Here is a 21,030-nt window from a genome sequence, read left to right as displayed (position 1 = left end):
CTGCAGCGCGGTAACAAATTAAAAAACTGTCGGTTTTTTGACCGCACTTTTAATGATATTACGAGCCTTCGGTGATTTTTCAAGGGAATTTTGGGATTATTTTTGCTTTATTGTTCTTATATTGAGAATAGTCTATTCTTGTTTTGTTGATTTTCTTGTCGCAATAGAGGACCTATAATGCCCCCATCGAAACAAAATAATGAATTTTAGATATAAGGAAAATCCAATGAAATTTAAACTCAAAACCTTAACGTCGGCATTGATATTCAGTTCAACCTTATTAGGAGCGTCCGCAATGGCAGCATTACCGCAAAACGCAGCGGCAGTTGAAGTGCCTGTGCAAAGCATTCAACTTACGCAAGAATGGGACAAAATTTTCCCGAAATCAGATAAAGTGGAACACCGCAAAGTCACCTTTAAAAATCGCTACGGCATTATCTTGGTGGGCGATTTGTATGTGCCGAAAAACGCTCAAGGCAAGTTAGCGGCGATTGCGGTGAGCGGTCCGTTTGGCGCGGTGAAAGAACAAAGTTCGGGCTTGTATGCACAACATATGGCGGAACGTGGTTTTGTCACCATGGCATTTGACGGCTCGTACACGGGCGAAAGTTCAGGCATGCCGCGTAATGTGCCTTCGCCTGAAATCAACACCGAAGACTTCTCTGCGGCAGTGGATTTTTTAGGTTCGCTGGATAATGTAGATCGTGAAAAAATCGGTATTTTAGGCATCTGCGGCTGGGGCGGTTTTGCGCTAAATGCGGCGATTTCAGACACTCGTGTGAAAGCCGTTGCGGTCAGCACCATGTACGATATGACCCGTGTGAACGCCAATGGTTATGAAATCAAATTAGATCCGAAAGGACAGTATGACCGAGTGCCTGCGCAAACGGCAGAAGCGCGTTACAAAATGAAAGAAGGGCTTAACAATGCCCGCTGGGAAGCGATGAAAGACGGCTACGCCGCCTTATTACCGGCGAACAATCTCGATCCGAAAAAAGACATTACGGCAGAAACGCCGAAATTCGTGGCGGAATATGCGAATTTTTACCGCACAGAGCGTGGCTTCCACCCTCGTTCGGTAAACTCAAACCCTGAACATTCGTGGACAACTACCGCGTTTTTGCCTTTCGTCAATATGCCTATTCTGCAATATGCGGCGGAATTGAAGGCGCCGGTGTTGGTGGTACACGGTGAAAAAGCGCACTCACGCTACTTTGGCGAAGATACCTTCAAAGCCTTGGGCAGTAAAGACAAAGAGCTGGTAATTGTGCCGAATGCGTCGCATACCGATTTGTACGATGACGTGGCAGGCAAAATTCCTTACGACAAATTTGAAGCGTTTTTTAAAGCAAAGTTGAAATAAGGCGATACAAGCGGTCGGATTTTGCAAAAAATTTGCAAAATTTCACCGCTTGTTGTGCGTAAGGCTTTCAAACATCCCTCTACCCGTTTACGGGAGAGACAGTCTGCTGATTCGTTCAGAATCAGCAGACTGAGAGAGGGGGAAAATGTTGATTACCCTCTCCCGCCGAAAACCTTACGGATTTTCTTCACCCTCTCCCGCAAGCGGGCGAGGGGAAGCAATAGCGCCCATAAAGGTAAAAAATGAATCCCAAACTCAATCTTCCGATCAATCAACTGATTGCTAGCAACAGCGAATTATTCGTAAAAATTCACGACATTGTGGCTAAAAATGCGCCGTTGGTGGCTGCGCTGAATGCAGGTTACAAAACCCAAGCGGAAATACGGTCGATTTTAAGTGCAATGACAGGCAACGCAATCGATGAAAGTCTGCACGTAAATTTGCCGCTTTACACCGATTTCGGGGCGAATATCCGCATCGGCAAACGGGTGTTTATCAACACTGCCGTGATGCTGACCGATTTGGGCGGCATCACTTTGGAAGATGATGTGTTAATCGGACCGCGTGCTAATATTGTCACTGTCGATCATCCAACCGACCCAAGTCAGCGTCGTGGCGTGCTCCTCAAACCTGTGGTCATTAAAAAGAATGCGTGGATTGGCGCAGGGGCAACGATTTTATCTGGCGTAACCGTCGGTGAAAATGCTATTGTTGCCGCAGGTGCCGTTGTAACCAAAGACGTGCCGTCCAACGCTATTGTCGGCGGTGTACCCGCTAAAGTTTTGAAGGAAATCCGATGAAAAAAATTGTCTTATTTTTAACCGCACTTTTCACTACAATGAACACATTAGGACAGCTTATGAACATTGAAATCCAACTTGCAAAATCTCACGAAAAAATCACCGCTTCCCTTGCAGATAATCAAACGGCACGTGATTTTTACAATCAACTGCCGCTAATCATGAAACTGGAAGACTATGCCGACAGCGAAAAAATCGGGCGGGGCATTCCAAAAAAACTTTCCATCGCAGACAGTCCCAAAGGTTACGCAGGCAACCGAGGTGATCTCGCCTATTACGCCCCGTGGGGCAATCTTGCCGTTTTTTACACCGATTCCCACGTCGGTTATGCCAATGGCTTGGTATATTTAGGTAAAATTACGTCAGGCTTGGAAACATTAAGTAAACTGGATGGCGAAAAGGTGACAATTAAAAAAGTCGAATAAAAGAGTAATATCATCATTTTCTCAAAACGCATAAAAAACAATCTAATCAAATAGCTTGTCACAGTTGTCTGATGTTATTCGTAATCCCGGTTAATCGAAAACCGAAATATTACTTTTTTCATGGCCGTTGAAATAAAAAGGAGTATACTCAAATCAAGTAAAAGCGGTTTGTTTTGAGCGGGAGGCTGCGATGGATAATTTATTCGTGAAATTTAATTTTGCCTGGCCTTGGATGGGGCTTGCTATGGCGGCGGTGTTGTCGGTGTTGATGATTACCACGGATATTTTTCGCCGTGATGAAAACGGTCATCGCTGGTTTGACCCTGTATGGCTGGCTTGGCTGGTGGTACCGCTGTGTATGTTTCATCAGTTTGAAGAATATGCGGCGTCTTATAATGTGGCGACGGACAGTTATGACATGGTGCGCGAAGTCTGTCGGCAACAGGGATTCGCGCCTTATGAACATTGCCCGATTCCTATCGTCCATTTCCCTCTGGTGAATGTGTTATTGGCTTGGGTGGCGGCACCGATTGCCGCTATGTTGTGTAAGCATAATCCGTTGGTAGGACTGAGTTTATACGGTTTCCTTTTTGCCGACGGTCTGATCCATTTGATCATCAGTCTGGTGGATAATCAACCGTTTTTACATCATCCGGGATTAATTACGGGCTCACTGGTGTTTATTCCGCTGGCATTATGGGTAATGTTAATTGGCGTACCAAAATTTATGAACTGTAACGCCATGATATGTACTATTTTTGCCGGCGTAATCGGGCAGCTTTGCCTGTATGCCGCTTATTCCGCTTTGCTGAATTGGGGAGTAGCGGCAATGTTAGTGACAGACGTTATAGCAGTGTTTATCCCGCTTGTGCTGACGGCATTGGTGACCCGTCGCGTGATTTAAACTAAAAAACTGTCGTTTTTTTGACCGCACTTTTGTACGTCGGTTAACGGAAGCCGTCTGTATTTTCAGACGGTTTTTTATGATGGAAGGAAAAGTGCGGTCGGTTTTGGGGTTATTTTTGTCATTTTTGCAATGCGCCTTTGCGGATTTGTTTATTTTTTGCAACTAAAATTTCAGCTATAATGACGATTCATTTATTAGCGGAGAAATTTAACCCTTTTTCTTTGAGGGACGACGGTCATCTTAGCGACTATCGCTGTTTGCAAGACAAATAAACTCTCAGGTAATTCTATGTCTCATCAAAAACGGAAATAAAATATGTACTTCCCTTATTTTTTGCTTGCACTGGTTGCGGGAGCCGCATTGGCTTCACAAGCAGCCATTAACAGCCGTTTAGCTCAGGCCGTGCTGGGGCAACCGTTAATTTCCGCTTTGGTTTCCTTTGCCAGCGGTACTGTTGCCCTATTGATCTTTTGTTTTTGGAAAACCGATTTGAGTGCATTGCGTGAATTGACAAGCGTTGCTTCTTGGAAACTGTTAGGCGGTGTATTAGGCGCGGGCTTTGTTTTTACTACAATATTTCTTGCCCCTAAACTTGGCATTACGAATATGCTGTTTTTCGTAATTATAGGGCAGCTTTGTACTGCTGCCGTCATCGATCATTTCGGGTTGTTCGGTATGGCGCAACGTACATTTCAATTCTCACAAATTATTGGTTTATTGATCATTGTTATAGGATTAGGTTTTTACTTTTTCGGTAATAAAATATTAGGATAAATTAAATAGAATAGCATTTTAATTATTGAGTTTTTTGCAAAACTCTTTTCCCGATTTTTGACTATTCACCAACAATCCTAATCTTTATAATAGACATTATGTTATAAAAGTTATGCCGTCTGAAAACTCATTCAGGTGGTTTGCGTTTTCAATCTGTTGAATAATTAGGAAATCTTTATGGAATTTATCAAAACCCGAGCGGCGGTGGCATGGGCGCCGAATGAGCCGTTGAAAATTGAAGAAATCGATTTAATGCCGCCACAGGCTGGCGAAGTATTGGTGCGAATTGTGGCGACGGGCGTGTGTCATACCGACGCTTACACACTTTCCGGACAGGATTCGGAGGGTGTGTTTCCGTGTATTTTGGGGCACGAAGGCGCCGGCATTGTAGAAGCGGTGGGGGAAGGCGTGACCGATTTTAAAGTCGGCGACCACGTGATTCCGCTTTATACGGCGGAGTGCGGCAAGTGTAAATTCTGCTTGTCGGGCAAAACCAATCTTTGTTCGGCGGTGCGTGAAACCCAGGGTAAGGGCTTAATGCCTGACGGTACGGTACGTTTTTTCAAGGACGGTCAACCGATTTATCACTATATGGGGACTTCGACTTTCTCGGAATACACCGTTGTGTCACAGTATTCATTGGCAAAAATTCAAGAAAATGCACCGCTTGATGAAGTCTGCTTGCTCGGCTGTGGCGTAACTACAGGTATTGGCGCAGTCACAAAAACCGCCAAAGTGAAAAAAGGCGACACCGTGGCAATCTTCGGCCTGGGCGGTATCGGTTTGGCGGCGATTATCGGCGCACGAATGGCGGAAGCGGGCCGTATTATCGGTATCGACACCAACCCGGCTAAATTTGAGAAAGCCAAAGAACTGGGTGCAACCGACTGCATTAACCCGAAAGATTTCGATAAACCGATTCACGAAGTCATTATCGAAATGACCGACGGCGGCGTGGATTTCTCCTTTGAATGTATCGGCAACGTGGACGTTATGCGTTCGGCACTGGAATGCTGCCACAAAGGCTGGGGCGAAAGTGTGATTATCGGCGTAGCGCCAGCAGGTGCCGAAATCCGCACCCGCCCGTTCCAGTTGGTCACTGGTCGCGTATGGCGTGGTTCGGCGTTTGGCGGCGTGAAAGGTCGTACCGAATTACCGGGTATTATCGACAAATTTATGCAAGGTGAATTCAAACTGCGTGATTTCATCACCCATACCATGCCGTTGGAAGACATCAATAAAGCTTTCGACTTAATGCACGAAGGCAAATCAATTCGCACGGTGATCCACTACTAATATGAGCGATTTAACTTTACTTTCACGCAACAAAATGTTTGACGGCTATCACGAGCGTTATAGCCATCATTCCAAGGCGAATAACTGTACGATGACCTTTGCGGTGTATCTTCCTCCGCAAGCTGCAAACGGTGAAAAAGTGCCGGTCATTTACGTATTGTCGGGGCTGACCTGCACGGACGAGAATTTCTCCACCAAAGCAGGCGCACAGCAATATGCGGCGAAACACGGCGTGGCGTTGGTGATGCCCGATACTTCGCCCCGTGGCGAAAATGTGGCGGACGACCCGGCCTACGACTTGGGGCAAGGTGCAGGTTTTTACCTGAACGCCACCCAACAGCCGTGGGCGGCGAATTATCAGATGTACGACTATGTGGTACACGAATTGCCTGTATTGATTGAAGCCAACTTCCCCGTAAGTGACAAGCGCGCCATCTGCGGACACAGTATGGGCGGGCATGGCGCGTTGCAAATCGGGCTGAAAAATCCCGAACGTTACGTATCGATTTCTGCATTCGCCCCGATTGTAAACCCAATGGATACTCCATGGGGACAAAAAGCCTTTACTGCCTATTTGGGAGAAGATCGCAGCCAATGGCAGCAATATGACAGCACTTATTTGGTTTCAAAGGCAAAAATTGCGGTCAAAATTTTGATCGATCAGGGCTTGGCAGATAATTTTTACCCCGAGCAGTTACAGCCCGAAAAATTTGCCGCAGCGGCAAAGCAAAACGGCATTGACGTCACGCTAAATCTGCACGAAGGCTATGATCACAGCTACTTTTTCATCGCAACAATGGCGGAAAAGCACATTGCGTTTCACGCCGAGCAGATGAAGTGAGTAATACCGTCTGAAAAGTGAGTTTTCAGACGGTATTTTTATATATTTCACATTAATGGCATAAATATTGCCTGATTAAGATTGGAACTATATTTCCATTTTGGTTAATTTTTAGAAAAATTGGAAACATAATTCCAATTCTTAATCTTAAGAAGTTGTAAGCAGCTGTAGACATTTTCCCAAACAGTGCTATATTTCCCACCGCTTTTCTACCGTTTGTAATTATTAAAAGAGAATTTACAATAATGCCAACAGCCAACAGCCAACAGCCAACAGCCAACAGCCAACAGCCAACAGATACATATCGCTTTGGGTTTTGCAGGCAAAAGTGCGGTCATTATTTTCAGTATTTTTCAGGTATCCTTTACTAACTTTATACTAGGGATAAAAAACACAAAAAGTTATCATGACTGATCCGATAAAAGTACTTTTCGTGCTATTGTATGTATCCGTAACAAGACGAATCGTGAGCGATTCAAGAGTGCATTGAGGATATGAAAACAGACGAACAAAAACTTGCGGTACTGAATAAGTTAGTGGCTCACTACGGTGAGCAGCATTGGTGGGAAGATGAAAATTGGGTACGGGATGGTGTGTCGATGATTTTGATTCAGCAATCCACGCAAGAAAATGTGGAAAAAGCCTTAGCCAATCTGGCACCTGTAATGAGCCTGCAAGGCTTGCGTAAGCTTTCGGTAGATGAGTTGCAAGAACAAATCCGTCCTGCGGGTTTTTACAAACAAAAAGCGGCATATCTGCAAAACTGGTTGGCGTTTTTTGCAAAATACGGCGATGAGCCAACCGCTTACAATCGTTTTGCTACTCCCGAATTACGCGAAATGTTACTCTCAATTAAAGGCGTGGGTGCGGAAACGGCAGATTGCATGCTGATGTATCTATTCCAACGCAAAACCTTTATTGCCGATGCTTACGCTCTCCGTTTGTTTGCTCGCTTGGGCTTCGGCGAATATGAAAACTACCCATCTATGCGCAACGATTTCCAACATCTCACCGACCATGTCACATTGAAGCAATGCAAAGAATGGCACGCTTGTATTGACGTTCATGGCAAGCGTTTTCGGAAAGGGCTGGTGAGCGAGGAAAGCTTTTTACTGGAATAACGGAAAACCGTCTGAAATATTTTCAGACGGTATTCGTTCTTAAAAAATTAATATTTCAATTTCTCGCCTTCAGTCGGCACGGCAACTTGTTTTAAGCTTTTTACTTTCACGAATTCACGCATATCTTCGCTGGAAACCGTGGCGTGGTTTACTGCGTCCATGTGTACGGTGACGATATCGGCTTCGGGCGACACTTCACGCATTTTCGTTACGTCTTCCAATCCCATAATGATACCGCCTTTTGGCTCGATCATTTGTGCGTAGCCCGTATTCATTACCACAACTTCAGGTTTGAAATCGGCTAAAGCGTTATCTACCGCCTGATTCCAAATGGTGTCACCCACGATATAAGCGGTTTTCTCATTGTCTGCCTGCATAATAAAACCCATTGCGTCACCTAGCATTTCCGCCAACGTCGGTTGGGCATACATTTCGTCTGTGCCATGCTGGCCGCCTTTGATACGGGTTAATTTCACACCGTTGAATTCGGTGTTCGCGCCCATTACGCGAACATCTTTAAAGCCTTGTCCGCGAATGATTTTAGCGTCGTCCGCATTTTGGACGAAAATCGGTAAATCTTTCGGTAATTTATCTTGTGCCGCTTTATCCCAGTGGTCATCGTGGGTGTGGGTGACAATTACCGCTTGCACGCCGTTGATCACATCTTCCGCCGACTGTTTCATATCAATCAACGGGTTACGTTTTTCAAAGTTCACCGTACCGGCAAAACCTTCGTAAACCCCTTTGGTCGCCAAATACGGATCCACCAAGAACGTCGTGCCGGCGTAGTCGATTTTTGCCGTCGCGTTACGAATGTGCTGATATTCCATCGCTTGCGCCGATGTTGCAATGCCTAAACTTAACAAAAGTGCGGTTGATAATGCTTTAATTTTCATAATGTTTTCCTATGTAAAAATGTTGAATTTTATCACTTACAGGGCTTACCTTCTCCCTGTGAATGATGAGTATTTTATAGGTAATAAACGCTGGAAAACATTGACCTATTTACCAAAAAGCGTAAAATTCGGGTCAAATCAGTCCAAACATAAAAATCCAATGAAAACCGTTGCCCTTTATCTCGCCCCAAACTTCAGCCTGTTTCATTTTTCTGTACCGCAGATGGTATTTTCTACGCAGGTGGATAAACCGTTATTTGATCTGAAAATCGTTGCCGAAATGCCGACGGTCAAACTTTCAGACGGCATTACGGTGCAAGCCGATGGCGGTTTGGAACTGTTTGAACGGGCGGATATTGTTATTGTGCCTGCGTGGAATGACTATGCCGAGCAGCCGAGTTTTGCATTGCAGACGGCTTTACAACAGGCAAATGGATGCGGGGTGATGATGGTCGGGCTGTGTTTGGGGGCGTATGCGTTGGCGTATTCGGGTTTGCTGAACGGCAAGAAGGCAGCGACCCATTGGGCGGCGGAGAGCGATTTTAGCCGCCGTTTTCCGCAAGTGCAGTTGGATTCCAACGCTCTTTATGTGCAAGACGGCAATGTGATGACTTCGGCAGGTACGGCGGCGGGGCTGGATTGCTGTTTGGCGATAGTGCGGGAAATTTACGGCGTGCAAACCGCCAATCATCTCGCTCGCTTTTTCGTTACCCCACCGCATCGAGAAGGCGGTCAGGCTCAATTTATCGAACAACCCGTGCCGCGTAAAACGTTCGATGAAAACATCAACGAGTTGTTGGACGACATCCGTAAAAACCTGCAAGCGGTCTATTTGATTGACGATATTGCCGACCGTCTGTCCATGAGCCGCAGTACTTTCACCCGCCATTTCCGCAAAGCCACCGGGCAGTCTTTCGCCCGATGGCTGATTGAAACCCGCCTGCAACGCGGTCGCGAGCTGTTGGAAAGCAGCAAATTGCCCGTCGAACAAATCGCCGAACAAAGCGGTTTCCGAAGTGCGGTCAGTTTTCGCCAACATTTTATAGAGAAACATAAAATCAGTCCGAGGGCTTATCGTAAGGCGTTCGGGGACTAGGTTTATAGGCGGGATACGGTTACTACGTTTTTTTAATGATATTTTATAAAACCTATTGTTAAGTATTTTTAAACGGTTTATTCAGAAAATTCTCATTTATTTTCATAAAAACGCTGATTAAACTGACCGCACGTTCTATAAATAAAGGGGGAAACATGCGTAACATTAAACTATACAATGGTGTGGAAATGCCCAAACTCGGTTTCGGAGTATATCAGGTGGCGCCGGAACAAACGGAATCTGTGGTAGCGGAAGCGCTGGGCGCAGGTTATCGTCATCTTGACACGGCGGCAGCGTATTTCAATGAAACGCAAGTAGGTAACGGTATTCGTCAGAGCGGTGTGCCGCGTGAAGAAATTTTCCTGGTTACCAAACTGTGGTTGAACGCAGCAAGCTATGAAGGCGCGAAAGCGCAGTTTGAGCGCAGTTTAAACCGTTTGCAAACGGATTATTTGGATTTGTATTTGATTCATCAGCCTTACGGTGATGTACACGGCGCATGGCGGGCGATGGAAGAACTGTATGAGGCCGGCAGAATTAAAGCCATTGGTGTAAGCAATTTCCACGGTGATCGCTTGGTGGATTTAACCGAGTTCAACCGTATCAAACCTATGGTCAATCAGATTGAAATCAATCCGTTCCATCAACAAATCGGCGAGGTGAATTTTATGCAGGCAAACGGCATCGTTGCGGAAGCCTGGGGGTCGTTTGCGGAAGGAAAATACGATTTTTTCAATAATCCCGTGCTCACCGAAATCGGCAAAAAATATGGTAAAACCGCAGGACAGACGGCGATTCGCTGGCTTTACCAGCGCAATGTCGTGTCGTTGGTAAAAACCGTCCGTCCTGAACGGATGAAAGAAAATCTTGCCGTGACGGATTTTGAGTTGTCTGCAGAAGATATGTTGCAAATCAGTACGTTGGATACCGGTATCAGCGCGCTTGCTACGACGATGCCGACATTCTTTTCTCATCGCGATCCGAATTTCAGTAAATGGATGGCGGCGTGGAAAGCGTGGGATATTTAATTTAAACTTTATTTAAGCGGTGGTGATGTTGATGGTTTTCCACCGCTTTTGTTTGTTACTCATTACCAATAGGCGCGTAAACCGATGACGGTAGTGTAATTGCGTTCTTTTTGGCGTAATTCGCCTGTACGGTATTCTTTGGTTCGGGTCGCTTGCCATTCAAGAAATGTCTTCAGACTGATTGGTCCTGTGTTTTTCGGGATCAGATAATATTCCGAACCTAACATGAATTGGTGGGTTTTATCTTTACGATCGGTACTGTCGACATCGTTACGCTTTTCCGTCTTGTAGGCGTACATGGTGTAGGCCCGCCAATCCGGGGTGATTTTGTGATACAGCACGGTACGTATTTCCTTGTAAGTACGTTTGGCTCCCGCTTCATCCTGATTTTTCCGTTCCTGACGTTCCAAGTCCAGACCTAGCGTGGTGTCGTCATAAGTATAGGCGCTGCCGAATGCATAAGCCGTACGGCTGTAAACCGGCAAGTTCGCCCGTTCAAAGCGTTCTTTGGTAGTGCCTAAGGATAATACGAGTTCCTGATATTCATCGATTTCAAATTTTTGAATGGCTCCGCCTCCCCATATGTCTTTCCGGTGTTCCTCCAGACTGAGCCCGTTATTTCCCCGTGGGCTGCGGTTACCATAGAACGCACCGATTTTCAGGCCTTTCGTATAACCGTTATTACCGGTATAAACATATTGTATGGTACGGCGCGCACCGGAAACCAATAACCCGTCACTTAAACTGAGCGTATTCGGTAAGTCAGTTTGTTTCACTTCGTCCGTTAACACGGTTTGGTTGCCGTAGGTGAGTTCGCCGTATTGGCTGTGTCCGATTCCGGCATAGAGTTGACGCGTGTAGATATGGTCAAAATTATGTTGGGAACGGGCTTCTACGCCGTTATTGTCGGTACCGCGGAAACGCCATTCTACGCGTCCCAGGACATAAAAGTCATTAGTTAGCGATTGACTTAATTTAAAGCCGAAACGGGAACCGTTATTTTGTACGGCATGATTTATATGTTCACGAGTGATGGAACCGTCAGCTACGTCAGTTTCTTTGTCGGAAGTGTTTCTCCACATGATTCGGGCGGAACCGACGAAATCCAGTTTGGTACCGTATTCCTGATTATCGACCAGATTGAACGCGGAAGCCGAAGGAATAGCGAAAATAGAGGTGAAAAGGGCTAGCGTAGTCTTTTTCATATATTTTCCTTAATTTTGAAATAGGGTGGAATAAAACATTAAATCCCGAAGTCTATCAGATTCTTTTTACGGATCAATGCTCTGAAATGATAAACATAAGAATGATTCGAAAAATTAAAACAGATGAAAATATTTTACCGAATTTGTTGTCTAAATAGCGTTCAATATGAAATCAAAGGGAAATTTGATTATGGCTAATTCGTTGAAAACACGAAAAAATATGCCGAGAATTGCATTTTATTCTCATGATACGATGGGATTGGGGCATATTCGTCGAAATATGCTGTTGGCGCAATCCGTATTAGAAGCTTATCCCAAAGCGGAGGTGCTTTTGTTGTCAGGCGTGCGGGAATCCGGTGCGTTTAAACTGCCGAAAGGCGCAGACAGCGTAACGATGCCGACTTATTTGAAAACCGTCGAAGGAGAATATATTCCGCGTTCTTTGGGTAAGGACGTAAAACGGTTGGTCGATATCCGTAAAAATATTATTCGGGCTGCATTAAACGCATTTGAGCCGGATATCGTGGTTATAGATAACGTGCCCCGCGGTGCCATGAACGAACTGGATAATATTCTGCCGGAACTGGCAAGTCGAGGAACCTATATCGTATTGGGTGTACGCGATATTATTGATGAACCCGAAGCGGTACGGAATCAATGGCAAAAACTGAAAAATATAGACGTTATCCGTTTGTATTTTTCCGCTATATGGGTTTACGGCGATCACCGTCTTTATGATTTTGCCGAAGAATATCGATTGCCCGAAGATATTTGCCGTAAATTATATTATGTCGGATATTTGGATCAGAGTCGCAGACTGGAAGTACGGAGAACGGATACCGCACCGTTCGATATCCCTTCGCCTTATATCTTATGTGCTGTCGGCGGAGGACAGGACGGATTCGAACTCGCCCGGGCATTTCTTCGAGCAAAATTACCTTTACATCGACACGGATTACTCATTACCGGTGCATTTATGCCCGAAAAACTTCGTACTAAATTACATACTATGGCAGCTGAACGTCAAGATCTGACCGTAATGGATTTTATTCCCGAACCGTTGAAAATTATGCAAAATGCCGAGCGGGTTATTTCGATGGGCGGTTACAACACTACGACGGAAATTTTATCGTTTAATAAGCCGGCGTTGATTGTTCCCCGCATAAAGCCGAGGAAAGAACAGTGGTTGCGCGCATCCCGTTTATCCGGAATGGGAGTCGTCGATTGTCTGCATCCTGATGCGTTGACGCCGGAAGCTCTAAGCGGATGGATGCAGGCGGATAAAACGTTATTAAATATGCGTGAATATTTGCGGTTCGACGGTTTGGACAGTGTGGTATCCGAAATTCGAACAATTCTTGAAAATAAATTGTCTTAATCTTTGTTTTTTCTTTTTTAAAGTCTGGGTGATTTTATGAATAATACACAACAAAGTAGTCCTTTGTATATCGGTTACGTTCTGAAACGTTATCCGCGTTTTTCCGAAACCTTTGTCGTGAATGAAATTCTGGCTCATGAACGGGCGGGGACTAAAATTGATATTTTTGCTTTAGGACCGGTACAGGAAACCCATTTTCAGGATGTTATTTCCCAGGTGAGGGCGCCGGTATATCGTTTAACCGATAAACAGCGTAATGCAGAGAGTTTATGGGCTTTATTCCGAAACGGTTTTGCTCAATTACCGGATTTTGCCGGAAAACTGTCAAAAGCAACGGGGTCTATCCATGAAGTGGCGCAAGCGATACAGATAGCCCTCGAGATTCAAAAAAACGGTATTCAACATTTGCACGCCCATTTCGGTACACAAGCGGCGACAGTCGCTCGTCAGGCAGCGATTTTTGCAGGAATCGGCTATACCTTTACCGCACATGCCAAAGATATTTACTATCAATACGAAGAATCCACCGAACTTGCCGCCAAAATGCGCGATTCCTCCGCGACGGTTACGGTATCGGATTATAATTTGGCATATTTGAGGGAACAATATGGCGAAGATGCGTCGAAAGTCGTGCGGATTTATAACGGTATGGATTTAAACAAATTTCCTTATCTGCCCTATATCCGGCGAAAACCGCATATTTTGGCGGTAGGGCGCTTGGTTGCGAAGAAAGGATTTCATATTTTACTTGAGGCCTTGGCTTTGTTGAAACAACAGAAGATCGATATGTCTTGTACGTTGGTGGGAGCGGGCATATTGCAGACGAAGCTGGAAGAACAGATTAAAGCGTTGGCAATCGAAGATGTGGTTAGTATGGTCGGACCGATGCCTCAGCAAGACATTATCCGAATAATGCAACAAGCCAATATGGTGGTGGCTCCTTGTGTGATTAGTGACGACGGCGACCGCGACGGTCTACCGACAGTGTTATTGGAATCAATGGCGTTAGGTACGCCGGTTATTTCAACCCAAGTGGCGGGCATTCCGGAATTAGTGAAAGATAATGAAACCGGTTTGTGCGTTACATCACAAAATCCGCAGTTATTAGCGGATGCAATTAAACGTCTTCTGGGTGATCGGAGACTATGTCAAACTCTTTCTAAAAACGGTCGCGCACTAATTGAGCGGGAATTCGACGAAGATCGCAATGCCGCCCGATTGCGGGAACTGTTCCGTTATGCAATTCAATCGTCAACAGCCGCTTAACAAAAGGAGAATTGAATGCGTGTAGCTTATATTTGCGCGGATCCCGGTATTCCGGTGTTCGGAACGAAAGGCGCATCGGTCCATGTACAGGAAGTGATAAAAGGGATGTTGGCGAAGGGCTTAGACGTTACGCTTTTCGCTCAACGTTTAGGCGGTGATGTTCCGCAGGCGTTAAAAAATATTAAAATCCGGACATTGAATAAATTACCCGAAGCTTCTGCTGAAATTCGTGCGCGAGCGGCATTGGACGCTAATACGGGAATAGAACGTTTATTGGCATCCGAAGGACCGTTTGATGTGGTTTATGAGCGTTATTCCTTGTGGAGTAACGCCGGTATGAATTTTGCCAAGAAACATCGTTGCATAGGTATTTTGGAGGTAAATGCGCCGTTAATCGAAGAACAGAAAAAACATCGCACATTGCCGCTGGAAGCGGAAGCGCAAGATATTGCGCAATCCGTATTTTCCGATGCTGATGCGATGATTGCCGTTTCGCCGGGCGTTCGGCAATATCTTGAAAGTTTTGCAAAAGCCAAAGGACGCGTGCATGTCATTGCCAACGGCGTAAATTTAGAACGATTTGCTTCCGCTGCGTTAGAAAACCAAAAAAGATTGCGAAATTTGACCGCACTTTCTGAGATAACCATCGGTTTTTTAGGTACGTTAAAGCCTTGGCACGGTTTAGCGACACTGGTGGATGCCTGGAAAATTCTGCGTCGCCGCAATCAGCATATTCGCCTGTTAATTGTAGGAGACGGTCCGGAATACGCATATTTGTATTCGGATATTAAAAATGCGGGATTGACGGATTATGTCACCTTTACGGGCACGGTACAACCCGAACAGGTACCGTATTGGCTGGCTCAAATGGATATTGCCGTAGCACCTTATCCGCAACTGGACAATTTCTATTTTTCCCCGTTGAAAATTTACGAGTATATGGCGTCGGGTATTCCCGTTATTACCACCCGAGTCGGGCACTTGGAAAAGGTGGTTTGCCACGGACAAAACGGTATGTTGGTGGAAGCGGAAAATCCGGAGCAAATGGCGGATTGTATTGAGCGACTCGTCGCCGAACCGCTCAGATTGCAGCAGTTGGGTATAGCCGCCAGACAAACCGCCGAACGGGAACACAGCTGGTTATCCGTGGTGGAACGTATTATCCGTATTGCAGAATCCATTAACGGACAAAAATAAACAAGGTCGTTATGAAGAATAATGCATGGTGGGAAGTCGCCTACCGTTTTAAAGATTATATTCGTCCGGAAAGAGGACTGATAATTCTGTCGTTGCTCTCATTGTTGATTTCTACCGGTGCGCGGCTGTTAAAACCGTTACCACTGGCGTTTGCCGTGGATTATATTTTGATTGAAGTGGTGGAATATGTGGATGTGCAGGACGGCGGTATCGGGCAGAGTTCTTCTGTTAATGATCTGAAATTCGATTCTATTTTTAATGTACCGCTTCATTCCATTGATAATAAGTATCTGTTGCTGGGGTGTGCGGCAATGGTGGTCATTATCGCTTTGCTGATGGCTGCGGGCAGCTTTTTCAGCACGGTGGGACTGGCATTGGCGGGCAGCCGTATTCTGGCTAAAGTGCGCAGTGATTTATTTTCCCATTTACTACGGCTTTCCATGCGGTTTCATTCGCAAGCGAAAACAGGTGATCTGACGATGCGTTTGGTTAGTGATGTGGGCATGTTGCGTGAAGCGGTGATTACGGCTTTAATGCCGATGTTGGTGAATGTGTTGATTTTGGTCGGCATGCTTAGTGTGATGTTTTACTTGCATTGGAAACTTACTTTGTTTGCCGTCGCTTCTTTACCCTTACTATGGGTTGTAACCAACCGTTCGGGGAAGAAAATTCACGAAGTCAGCCGGGCGCAACGCAAAAAAGAAGGTGGTTTAGCTTCCAAGGCATCTGAATATATTGCTTCCGTTAGAACAATCCAATCCCTTTCTCTGGAAGGGGAAACCGTTCGTAGCTTTGAGGGCGATAACAATGCAAGCCGTCAGCAAGAAGTGAAATCTAAGAAATTAACGGCGGGCTTGGAGCGTCGGGTAGACGTATTGATGGCATTGGTGACGGCGGTTGTATTATTCCAAGGTGCAAATACCGTTTTGGACGGGCGTATGTCACCCGGAGAATTAATCGTTTTTATGTCTTATTTGAACAATTCTTTCCGACCGGTGAGGGAATATGCGAAATATACCGCCCGTCTGGCAAAGGCGTTGGCGGCAGCGGAACGTATTATTGATTTGCTGGACGAAACTCCGGATATTAAAGATAGCGCGGATGCGAAAGAATTGATAGGTGTAAACGGCGATATTCGTTTTGAGCATGTGAGTTTCGGTTATCATGATAAAGATCAATCCTTTATTAATGTGTTACGGAATATGGATTTCTCTATTCGTGCCGGAGAGAGCGTGGCGGTTGTCGGTCCTTCCGGTGCCGGTAAAACAACGATAACCAGTCTATTGTTAAGGCTTTATGAACCGGATTCCGGTACGGTACGTATTGACGGACATGATATTCGCGAATACACCTTAGCCAGTATGCGTAAACAGATTACAGTGGTGCCTCAGGATAATTTACTGTTCGGCATAAGCATTCGGGAAAATATTGCTTTAGGCGCTCTGCATAATATCGATGAAGTCACCGATAACGAAATTATTGCGGCGGCCAAATTAGCTAACGCTCATGACTTTATCAGCGCATTACCGGAAGGTTATAACACGGTATTGAGCGAACGGGGCAGTTCGCTTTCCGGCGGACAGCGTCAGCGTATTGCAGTAGCCAGAGCGGCAATCAGCCAAAGTCCTGTTTTAATTTTGGACGAGCCGACGGTAGGGCTTGATAGAGAAAGTGAAAGTCATGTGATGAATGCGTTGCATAATTTAATGCAAAACCGTACTACTATCATGATTACTCATGATTTGGTTCTTGCTTCGACGGCGGATCGCATTCTGTTTGTGGAAAACGGTGTCATTGCCGAACAGGGAAGTCATGAGGATTTATTGGCAAACGGTAAAAATTATGCCGACTGGTGGAGGATGCAGGTTAATTAACCGGGAGCGGACATAAATTATGTTAACGATCGCAGATAAAAAAATTATTGCGCGAGACCCGGCGTTACCCGGGTTGTCGCTGTTGCTGGATGCCGAGTCTTTATTAAACCGGTTAAAAATGATTTCCCGCTTGGCTCAAGTTACAAAAGCCGATGTGCAATATTTACGTTATAAACCCAGTAATAGCTGTGCTTGTACGATTCGGCTGAAATTCGCCGACGATTCTTATCAATATTATTATGCAAAAGCGTTAACCGAAGAACGTTTTCTCGAATCTTGGAATCGACGTTCCCGTAAGAAATTAATCAGGGAAGGTGATCCGCTGGCGCCGTTAGCAATTAAGGAAGCATATATTATGCTTTTGCATCCGGCTTATGATCGGGAAATTTATCATCTGAAATGGCTGATAAGCGATACTGCTCGTCAGGAGCTATGTAAAACTTGCGGATTAACCGAAGCGGACGATAAATCTTGGCGTATCGATATTTTACGCTATAAACCGGAACGCCGTTTGGTAGCTAAAATCAGTCGGGAAAACCGCCCTTTCGCCATTGTTCGTACAGCAACCGCAAAAGAATTCGGTAAAATGCTGGTCGGTAGTGCTTTTGGCGTAGCGCATGGCAGTATCTCTCTATTAGGCGCGGACGGTGAGCGTTGTACTTTAGCCACCAACTGGCAAAGCGGGCGCAGTTTATGTCCGGAAGAGGGTATCTTACCGTCCGATGAAATAGTAAGAAAACTGGCAAAAAAATTGGTACGGATTCACCGTTCGCCGAATCGCCACCCGGTCACATACTCATGGCGGGATGAAGTGAATGCCCTGCATGGCGTTATCAGTACATTCCGGCATATTCTGCCGGAACATACGCCGTGGTTCCGGCAGTTACTTGAGCGACTGGAACAGGGGGGAAGCCGAATACCGGCATGTTTTTCGCTTATTCACGGCGATTTTTCTTTGGATCAGGTCGTACAAAGAAAAAACAAAGCCGGTGAAATAAAGCTCTATATTCTGGATTGGGATCGTTCGGCATTCGGTCATCCTTTTTTTGATCTCGCCACTTTTCAGGCGCGTCTTGAATTGCAGGTGATTGAAGGATTTATCCCTCGTTGGCGGGCGGATGATATTTTAGCCGTGTTATTTGAAACTTATCAAAAACAAGGAGAAACCGATCTTCGGGGATTATTTTATTTTACGGCTTCAGCTTTGCTGCGTTTAGCGACGGAACCTTTCCGTAAGCGTGATTCTAATTGGGAAGATTACAGTTTACAGCTTTTACAGCGTGCGGAAACGATTTTAGCCGCCGGTGATACGGCGTACTTTCTGAAAGATAAACGACAAAACTCTGAGTCGGATAATAATCTGGCGATATTGCTTAATGCGGAACAAATGCAAACATGGTTACTGAAGGCACATATATTGTCTGAACCGGAACAAATAAAAAGTGTGTTTTTAAGACGTTATAAACCGGGACGCCGCGCGTTATTGGATTATCGTGTGATAAACCTTCAAACGGAACAGGAGGAGAATCGGTATTTAATCGGAAAATATCGGGCGAAAGGGTTGGGTAAACGTTCTTACGGCGTGCAGCAACAATTACGGCAAGCGGGATTTGATGACCAATCTAAAGTAAGCGTACCGGAAGTGGTCGGCGCTTTGCCTGAATTAAATACTTGGTTTCAATGCCGGGTGAACGGACAAAGTATCGGAGAACTGTTAATTCCGACTAACGGACGTCTGAGCTTTTTGGGCACATCCGTGGCGGATGCCGTGGTAGCGTTACATAACAGCCGGGTCGAACAAAATCTACCGTTATCGGTTTGGACGCCTGAAAACGAATTCGCGGTTTTACAGGACGGATTACAAAAATTTCTTAAAAACCGACCGCACTTCGAATCGCGAATTCATGCGATTTTAAGCGGCTGTAAAGTGTTAATTTCACAGTTGAACGATACGGCTTACGTTACCGTCCACCGGGATTTTTACCAGGATCAACTGCTTGAACGTTACAGTAAACCCGGGTATCTCGTGTTGGTGGATTTAGATTTGGTTTGTCTTGGGCATGCCGCCTTAGACGCGGGTAATTATGTTGCCCATATCCAAGAACTGTCGTTACGCCTGTATGACGATATAAGCGCATTGAAGGTTCATGAGGATGCATTCAAGCAACAGTTTTTATCGGAAACGAATAGTGCAACGTTTCATCAGGTGGAAATTTATACGACGCTGAGTTTAGCTCGTCATATTTATATCAGTACATTATTTGAAAACCGTACGCATACTACGGAACGGTTGTTAAAACTTTGTGAAGAACGATTGGATTCACATTTTATCAATTAAAAAATAAGGGGAATTTTTATGAAAATTACTGTCGTCGGTGCCGGTTATGTGGGGCTTTCCAACGCCGTATTACTGTCACAAAAATATGAAGTTACGCTATTTGATGTCGCACAAGAAAAAATTGATTGCATTAAGCATAAAGTCTCGCCGATTCAGGATGCTGAAATCAGCGAATATTTAGCCGCGAGATCGCTGAATCTGCGGGCAACGGCAGATGAGTCCGGGATTTATGACGAGGCGGAATATATTATTGTCGCCACGCCTACGGACTATGATCCGGAGGCTAATTATTTTAATACGCGGTCGATAGAGTCTGTTTTGACCGCGGCGCTGGCGAGAAATCCCCGGGCGTACTGTATTATCAAATCTACTGTTCCCGTAGGATTTACCGTAAAAATGCGGGAAAAACACCAAACCGAACGCATTATTTTTTCACCGGAATTTTTACGGGAAAGCAAAGCGTTGTACGATACTTTATATCCGTCGCGAATCGTTGTGGGCGATACCGGCGAAGCAGCCCGGCGTTTTGCCGAAATTCTGCGTGATTGCAGTTTAAAACCGGATATGCCGATTATTCTGATTAACCCGACGGAAGCGGAATCCGTTAAGTTGTTTTCCAATGCTTATTTGGCACTACGGATTGCCTTTTTTAACGAACTGGATTCTTTTGCCGCAACTTTCGGATTGGATACCCGGCATATTATCGACGGCGTATCCGCTGACCCGCGTATCGGTACGCACTATAATAATCCGTCCTTCGGTTATGGCGGCTATTGTTTACCGAAAGATACCAAGCAGCTTTTGGCGAATTATAAAAATGTTCCGCAAAATTTGATTGGCGCTATTGTAGCATCCAATCGAACCCGTAAAGATTTTATAGCTCAGGATGTGTTGCGTCGGCATCCGGGGCTGGTCGGGGTATACCGCCTAATAATGAAATCCGGATCGGATAATTTCCGTAATTCCAGTATTCAGAGCATAATGAAACGGCTTAAGAAAAAAAATATTCCGATTATTATTTACGAACCCGAATATGACGGAGATGAGTTTTTAGGTTTCGAAATAGTGAACGATCTGGCAGAATTTAAACGGCGGTCGGATATTATTTTAGCAAACCGCTATCACGATATCCTGTTTGATGTGGCGGAAAAAGTCTATACCAGGGATTTAACCGGAAGCGATGTTTAACCGCATTACAAATTAATATCTTGAAGTTTAACCGATT

The 21,030-nt window shown here is 45.2% G+C and carries 18 protein-coding genes; 16 read left to right on the top strand and 2 right to left on the bottom strand.

Features of this window, described 5'->3' with window-relative positions:
• Window positions 1-226 precede the first annotated feature (226 nt).
• From ASUC_RS00395 to ASUC_RS00360, 8 genes are all read left to right on the top strand, one after another.
• Window positions 227-1,363, top strand: coding sequence for an alpha/beta hydrolase (locus ASUC_RS00395; protein ID WP_011978729.1), 1,137 nt, complete (start codon window positions 227-229; stop codon window positions 1,361-1,363).
• Window positions 1,364-1,605: 242 nt separating this feature from the next.
• Window positions 1,606-2,163, top strand: coding sequence for a DapH/DapD/GlmU-related protein (locus tag ASUC_RS00390; RefSeq protein ID WP_011978728.1), 558 nt, complete (start codon window positions 1,606-1,608; stop codon window positions 2,161-2,163).
• The gene (locus tag ASUC_RS00385) at window positions 2,160-2,588 is read left to right on the top strand and encodes a cyclophilin-like fold protein (RefSeq protein WP_011978727.1); all 429 of its coding nucleotides are present in this window, start codon (window positions 2,160-2,162) and stop codon (window positions 2,586-2,588) included. Before ASUC_RS00390 ends, ASUC_RS00385 begins: the two co-directional genes overlap by 4 nt.
• Before the next feature lie 190 nt (window positions 2,589-2,778).
• The gene (locus ASUC_RS00380) at window positions 2,779-3,492 is read left to right on the top strand and encodes an HXXEE domain-containing protein (protein WP_011978726.1); all 714 of its coding nucleotides are present in this window, start codon (window positions 2,779-2,781) and stop codon (window positions 3,490-3,492) included.
• Between the two features lie 318 nt (window positions 3,493-3,810).
• A complete protein-coding gene (locus ASUC_RS00375) occupies window positions 3,811-4,269 on the top strand; it encodes a DMT family transporter (protein ID WP_011978725.1) in 459 nt (152 codons plus the stop codon).
• A 177-nt stretch (window positions 4,270-4,446) separates the two neighbouring features.
• Complete coding sequence (locus ASUC_RS00370) at window positions 4,447-5,565, top strand: S-(hydroxymethyl)glutathione dehydrogenase/class III alcohol dehydrogenase (protein WP_011978724.1); 1,119 nt, start codon at window positions 4,447-4,449, stop codon at window positions 5,563-5,565.
• Between the two features lies 1 nt (window position 5,566).
• Window positions 5,567-6,406, top strand: coding sequence for an S-formylglutathione hydrolase (gene fghA / locus ASUC_RS00365; RefSeq protein WP_011978723.1), 840 nt, complete (start codon window positions 5,567-5,569; stop codon window positions 6,404-6,406).
• Window positions 6,407-6,900: 494 nt separating this feature from the next.
• Entirely contained in the window at window positions 6,901-7,527 is a 627-nt protein-coding gene (locus ASUC_RS00360; RefSeq protein WP_011978722.1) for an endonuclease III domain-containing protein, read from the top strand.
• 47 nt (window positions 7,528-7,574) lie between these two features.
• On the opposite strand, the gene ASUC_RS00355 is transcribed toward ASUC_RS00360, so the two are convergent.
• Window positions 7,575-8,423, bottom strand: coding sequence for an MBL fold metallo-hydrolase (locus ASUC_RS00355; RefSeq protein WP_011978721.1), 849 nt, complete (start codon window positions 8,421-8,423; stop codon window positions 7,575-7,577).
• A 160-nt stretch (window positions 8,424-8,583) separates the two neighbouring features.
• Between ASUC_RS00355 and ASUC_RS00350 the strand changes: the two genes are divergently transcribed.
• Window positions 8,584-9,519 carry a GlxA family transcriptional regulator gene (locus tag ASUC_RS00350; protein WP_011978720.1) on the top strand — a complete coding sequence of 312 codons (936 nt, stop codon included), beginning with the start codon at window positions 8,584-8,586 and terminating at the stop codon, window positions 9,517-9,519.
• 155 nt (window positions 9,520-9,674) lie between these two features.
• The gene (locus ASUC_RS00345; RefSeq protein WP_011978719.1) at window positions 9,675-10,547 is read left to right on the top strand and encodes an aldo/keto reductase; all 873 of its coding nucleotides are present in this window, start codon (window positions 9,675-9,677) and stop codon (window positions 10,545-10,547) included.
• Window positions 10,548-10,609: 62 nt separating this feature from the next.
• On the opposite strand, the gene ASUC_RS00340 is transcribed toward ASUC_RS00345, so the two are convergent.
• On the bottom strand, window positions 10,610-11,752 hold the full coding sequence (locus ASUC_RS00340; protein ID WP_011978718.1) for a porin: 1,143 nt from the start codon (window positions 11,750-11,752) through the stop codon (window positions 10,610-10,612).
• Window positions 11,753-11,942: 190 nt separating this feature from the next.
• Between ASUC_RS00340 and ASUC_RS00335 the strand changes: the two genes are divergently transcribed.
• Genes ASUC_RS00335 through ASUC_RS00310 form a run of 6 tightly spaced genes read left to right on the top strand, consistent with a single transcriptional unit; the run spans window position 11,943 to window position 20,993 of the window.
• Complete coding sequence (locus tag ASUC_RS00335) at window positions 11,943-13,130, top strand: glycosyltransferase family protein (protein ID WP_011978717.1); 1,188 nt, start codon at window positions 11,943-11,945, stop codon at window positions 13,128-13,130.
• A 36-nt stretch (window positions 13,131-13,166) separates the two neighbouring features.
• Window positions 13,167-14,396, top strand: a complete 1,230-nt coding sequence (locus ASUC_RS00330; RefSeq protein WP_011978716.1) for a glycosyltransferase family 4 protein — start codon at window positions 13,167-13,169, stop codon at window positions 14,394-14,396.
• 15 nt (window positions 14,397-14,411) lie between these two features.
• Window positions 14,412-15,593 (top strand): glycosyltransferase family 4 protein, encoded by a 1,182-nt coding sequence (locus ASUC_RS00325; protein ID WP_011978715.1) that lies wholly within the window; start codon window positions 14,412-14,414, stop codon window positions 15,591-15,593.
• A gap of 11 nt (window positions 15,594-15,604) precedes the next feature.
• Window positions 15,605-17,467, top strand: coding sequence for an ABC transporter ATP-binding protein (locus ASUC_RS00320; protein WP_011978714.1), 1,863 nt, complete (start codon window positions 15,605-15,607; stop codon window positions 17,465-17,467).
• A gap of 19 nt (window positions 17,468-17,486) precedes the next feature.
• On the top strand, window positions 17,487-19,805 hold the full coding sequence (locus ASUC_RS00315; protein ID WP_011978713.1) for a phosphotransferase: 2,319 nt from the start codon (window positions 17,487-17,489) through the stop codon (window positions 19,803-19,805).
• Window positions 19,806-19,823: 18 nt separating this feature from the next.
• Entirely contained in the window at window positions 19,824-20,993 is a 1,170-nt protein-coding gene (locus ASUC_RS00310) for a nucleotide sugar dehydrogenase (protein ID WP_011978712.1), read from the top strand.
• Window positions 20,994-21,030 lie beyond the last annotated feature (37 nt).

It is taken from the genome of Actinobacillus succinogenes 130Z (assembly GCF_000017245.1).
Classification (GTDB): Bacteria; Pseudomonadota; Gammaproteobacteria; order Enterobacterales; family Pasteurellaceae; genus Exercitatus; species Exercitatus succinogenes.
This window is presented reverse-complemented; position numbering and strand designations above follow the sequence as displayed.

Bases quoted from the DNA above. Each gene is read 5' to 3' on its own strand.
- ASUC_RS00395 (WP_011978729.1), top strand. From the start codon at position 227: ATGAAATTTAAACTCAAAACCTTAACGTCGGCATTGATATTCAGTTCA.
- ASUC_RS00390 (WP_011978728.1), top strand. From the start codon at position 1,606: ATGAATCCCAAACTCAATCTTCCGATCAATCAACTGATTGCTAGCAAC.
- ASUC_RS00385 (WP_011978727.1), top strand. From the start codon at position 2,160: ATGAAAAAAATTGTCTTATTTTTAACCGCACTTTTCACTACAATGAAC.
- ASUC_RS00380 (WP_011978726.1), top strand. From the start codon at position 2,779: ATGGATAATTTATTCGTGAAATTTAATTTTGCCTGGCCTTGGATGGGG.
- ASUC_RS00375 (WP_011978725.1), top strand. From the start codon at position 3,811: ATGTACTTCCCTTATTTTTTGCTTGCACTGGTTGCGGGAGCCGCATTG.
- ASUC_RS00370 (WP_011978724.1), top strand. From the start codon at position 4,447: ATGGAATTTATCAAAACCCGAGCGGCGGTGGCATGGGCGCCGAATGAG.
- fghA (WP_011978723.1), top strand. From the start codon at position 5,567: ATGAGCGATTTAACTTTACTTTCACGCAACAAAATGTTTGACGGCTAT.
- ASUC_RS00360 (WP_011978722.1), top strand. From the start codon at position 6,901: ATGAAAACAGACGAACAAAAACTTGCGGTACTGAATAAGTTAGTGGCT.
- ASUC_RS00355 (WP_011978721.1), bottom strand. From the start codon at position 8,423: ATGAAAATTAAAGCATTATCAACCGCACTTTTGTTAAGTTTAGGCATT.
- ASUC_RS00350 (WP_011978720.1), top strand. From the start codon at position 8,584: ATGAAAACCGTTGCCCTTTATCTCGCCCCAAACTTCAGCCTGTTTCAT.
- ASUC_RS00345 (WP_011978719.1), top strand. From the start codon at position 9,675: ATGCGTAACATTAAACTATACAATGGTGTGGAAATGCCCAAACTCGGT.
- ASUC_RS00340 (WP_011978718.1), bottom strand. From the start codon at position 11,752: ATGAAAAAGACTACGCTAGCCCTTTTCACCTCTATTTTCGCTATTCCT.
- ASUC_RS00335 (WP_011978717.1), top strand. From the start codon at position 11,943: ATGGCTAATTCGTTGAAAACACGAAAAAATATGCCGAGAATTGCATTT.
- ASUC_RS00330 (WP_011978716.1), top strand. From the start codon at position 13,167: ATGAATAATACACAACAAAGTAGTCCTTTGTATATCGGTTACGTTCTG.
- ASUC_RS00325 (WP_011978715.1), top strand. From the start codon at position 14,412: ATGCGTGTAGCTTATATTTGCGCGGATCCCGGTATTCCGGTGTTCGGA.
- ASUC_RS00320 (WP_011978714.1), top strand. From the start codon at position 15,605: ATGAAGAATAATGCATGGTGGGAAGTCGCCTACCGTTTTAAAGATTAT.
- ASUC_RS00315 (WP_011978713.1), top strand. From the start codon at position 17,487: ATGTTAACGATCGCAGATAAAAAAATTATTGCGCGAGACCCGGCGTTA.
- ASUC_RS00310 (WP_011978712.1), top strand. From the start codon at position 19,824: ATGAAAATTACTGTCGTCGGTGCCGGTTATGTGGGGCTTTCCAACGCC.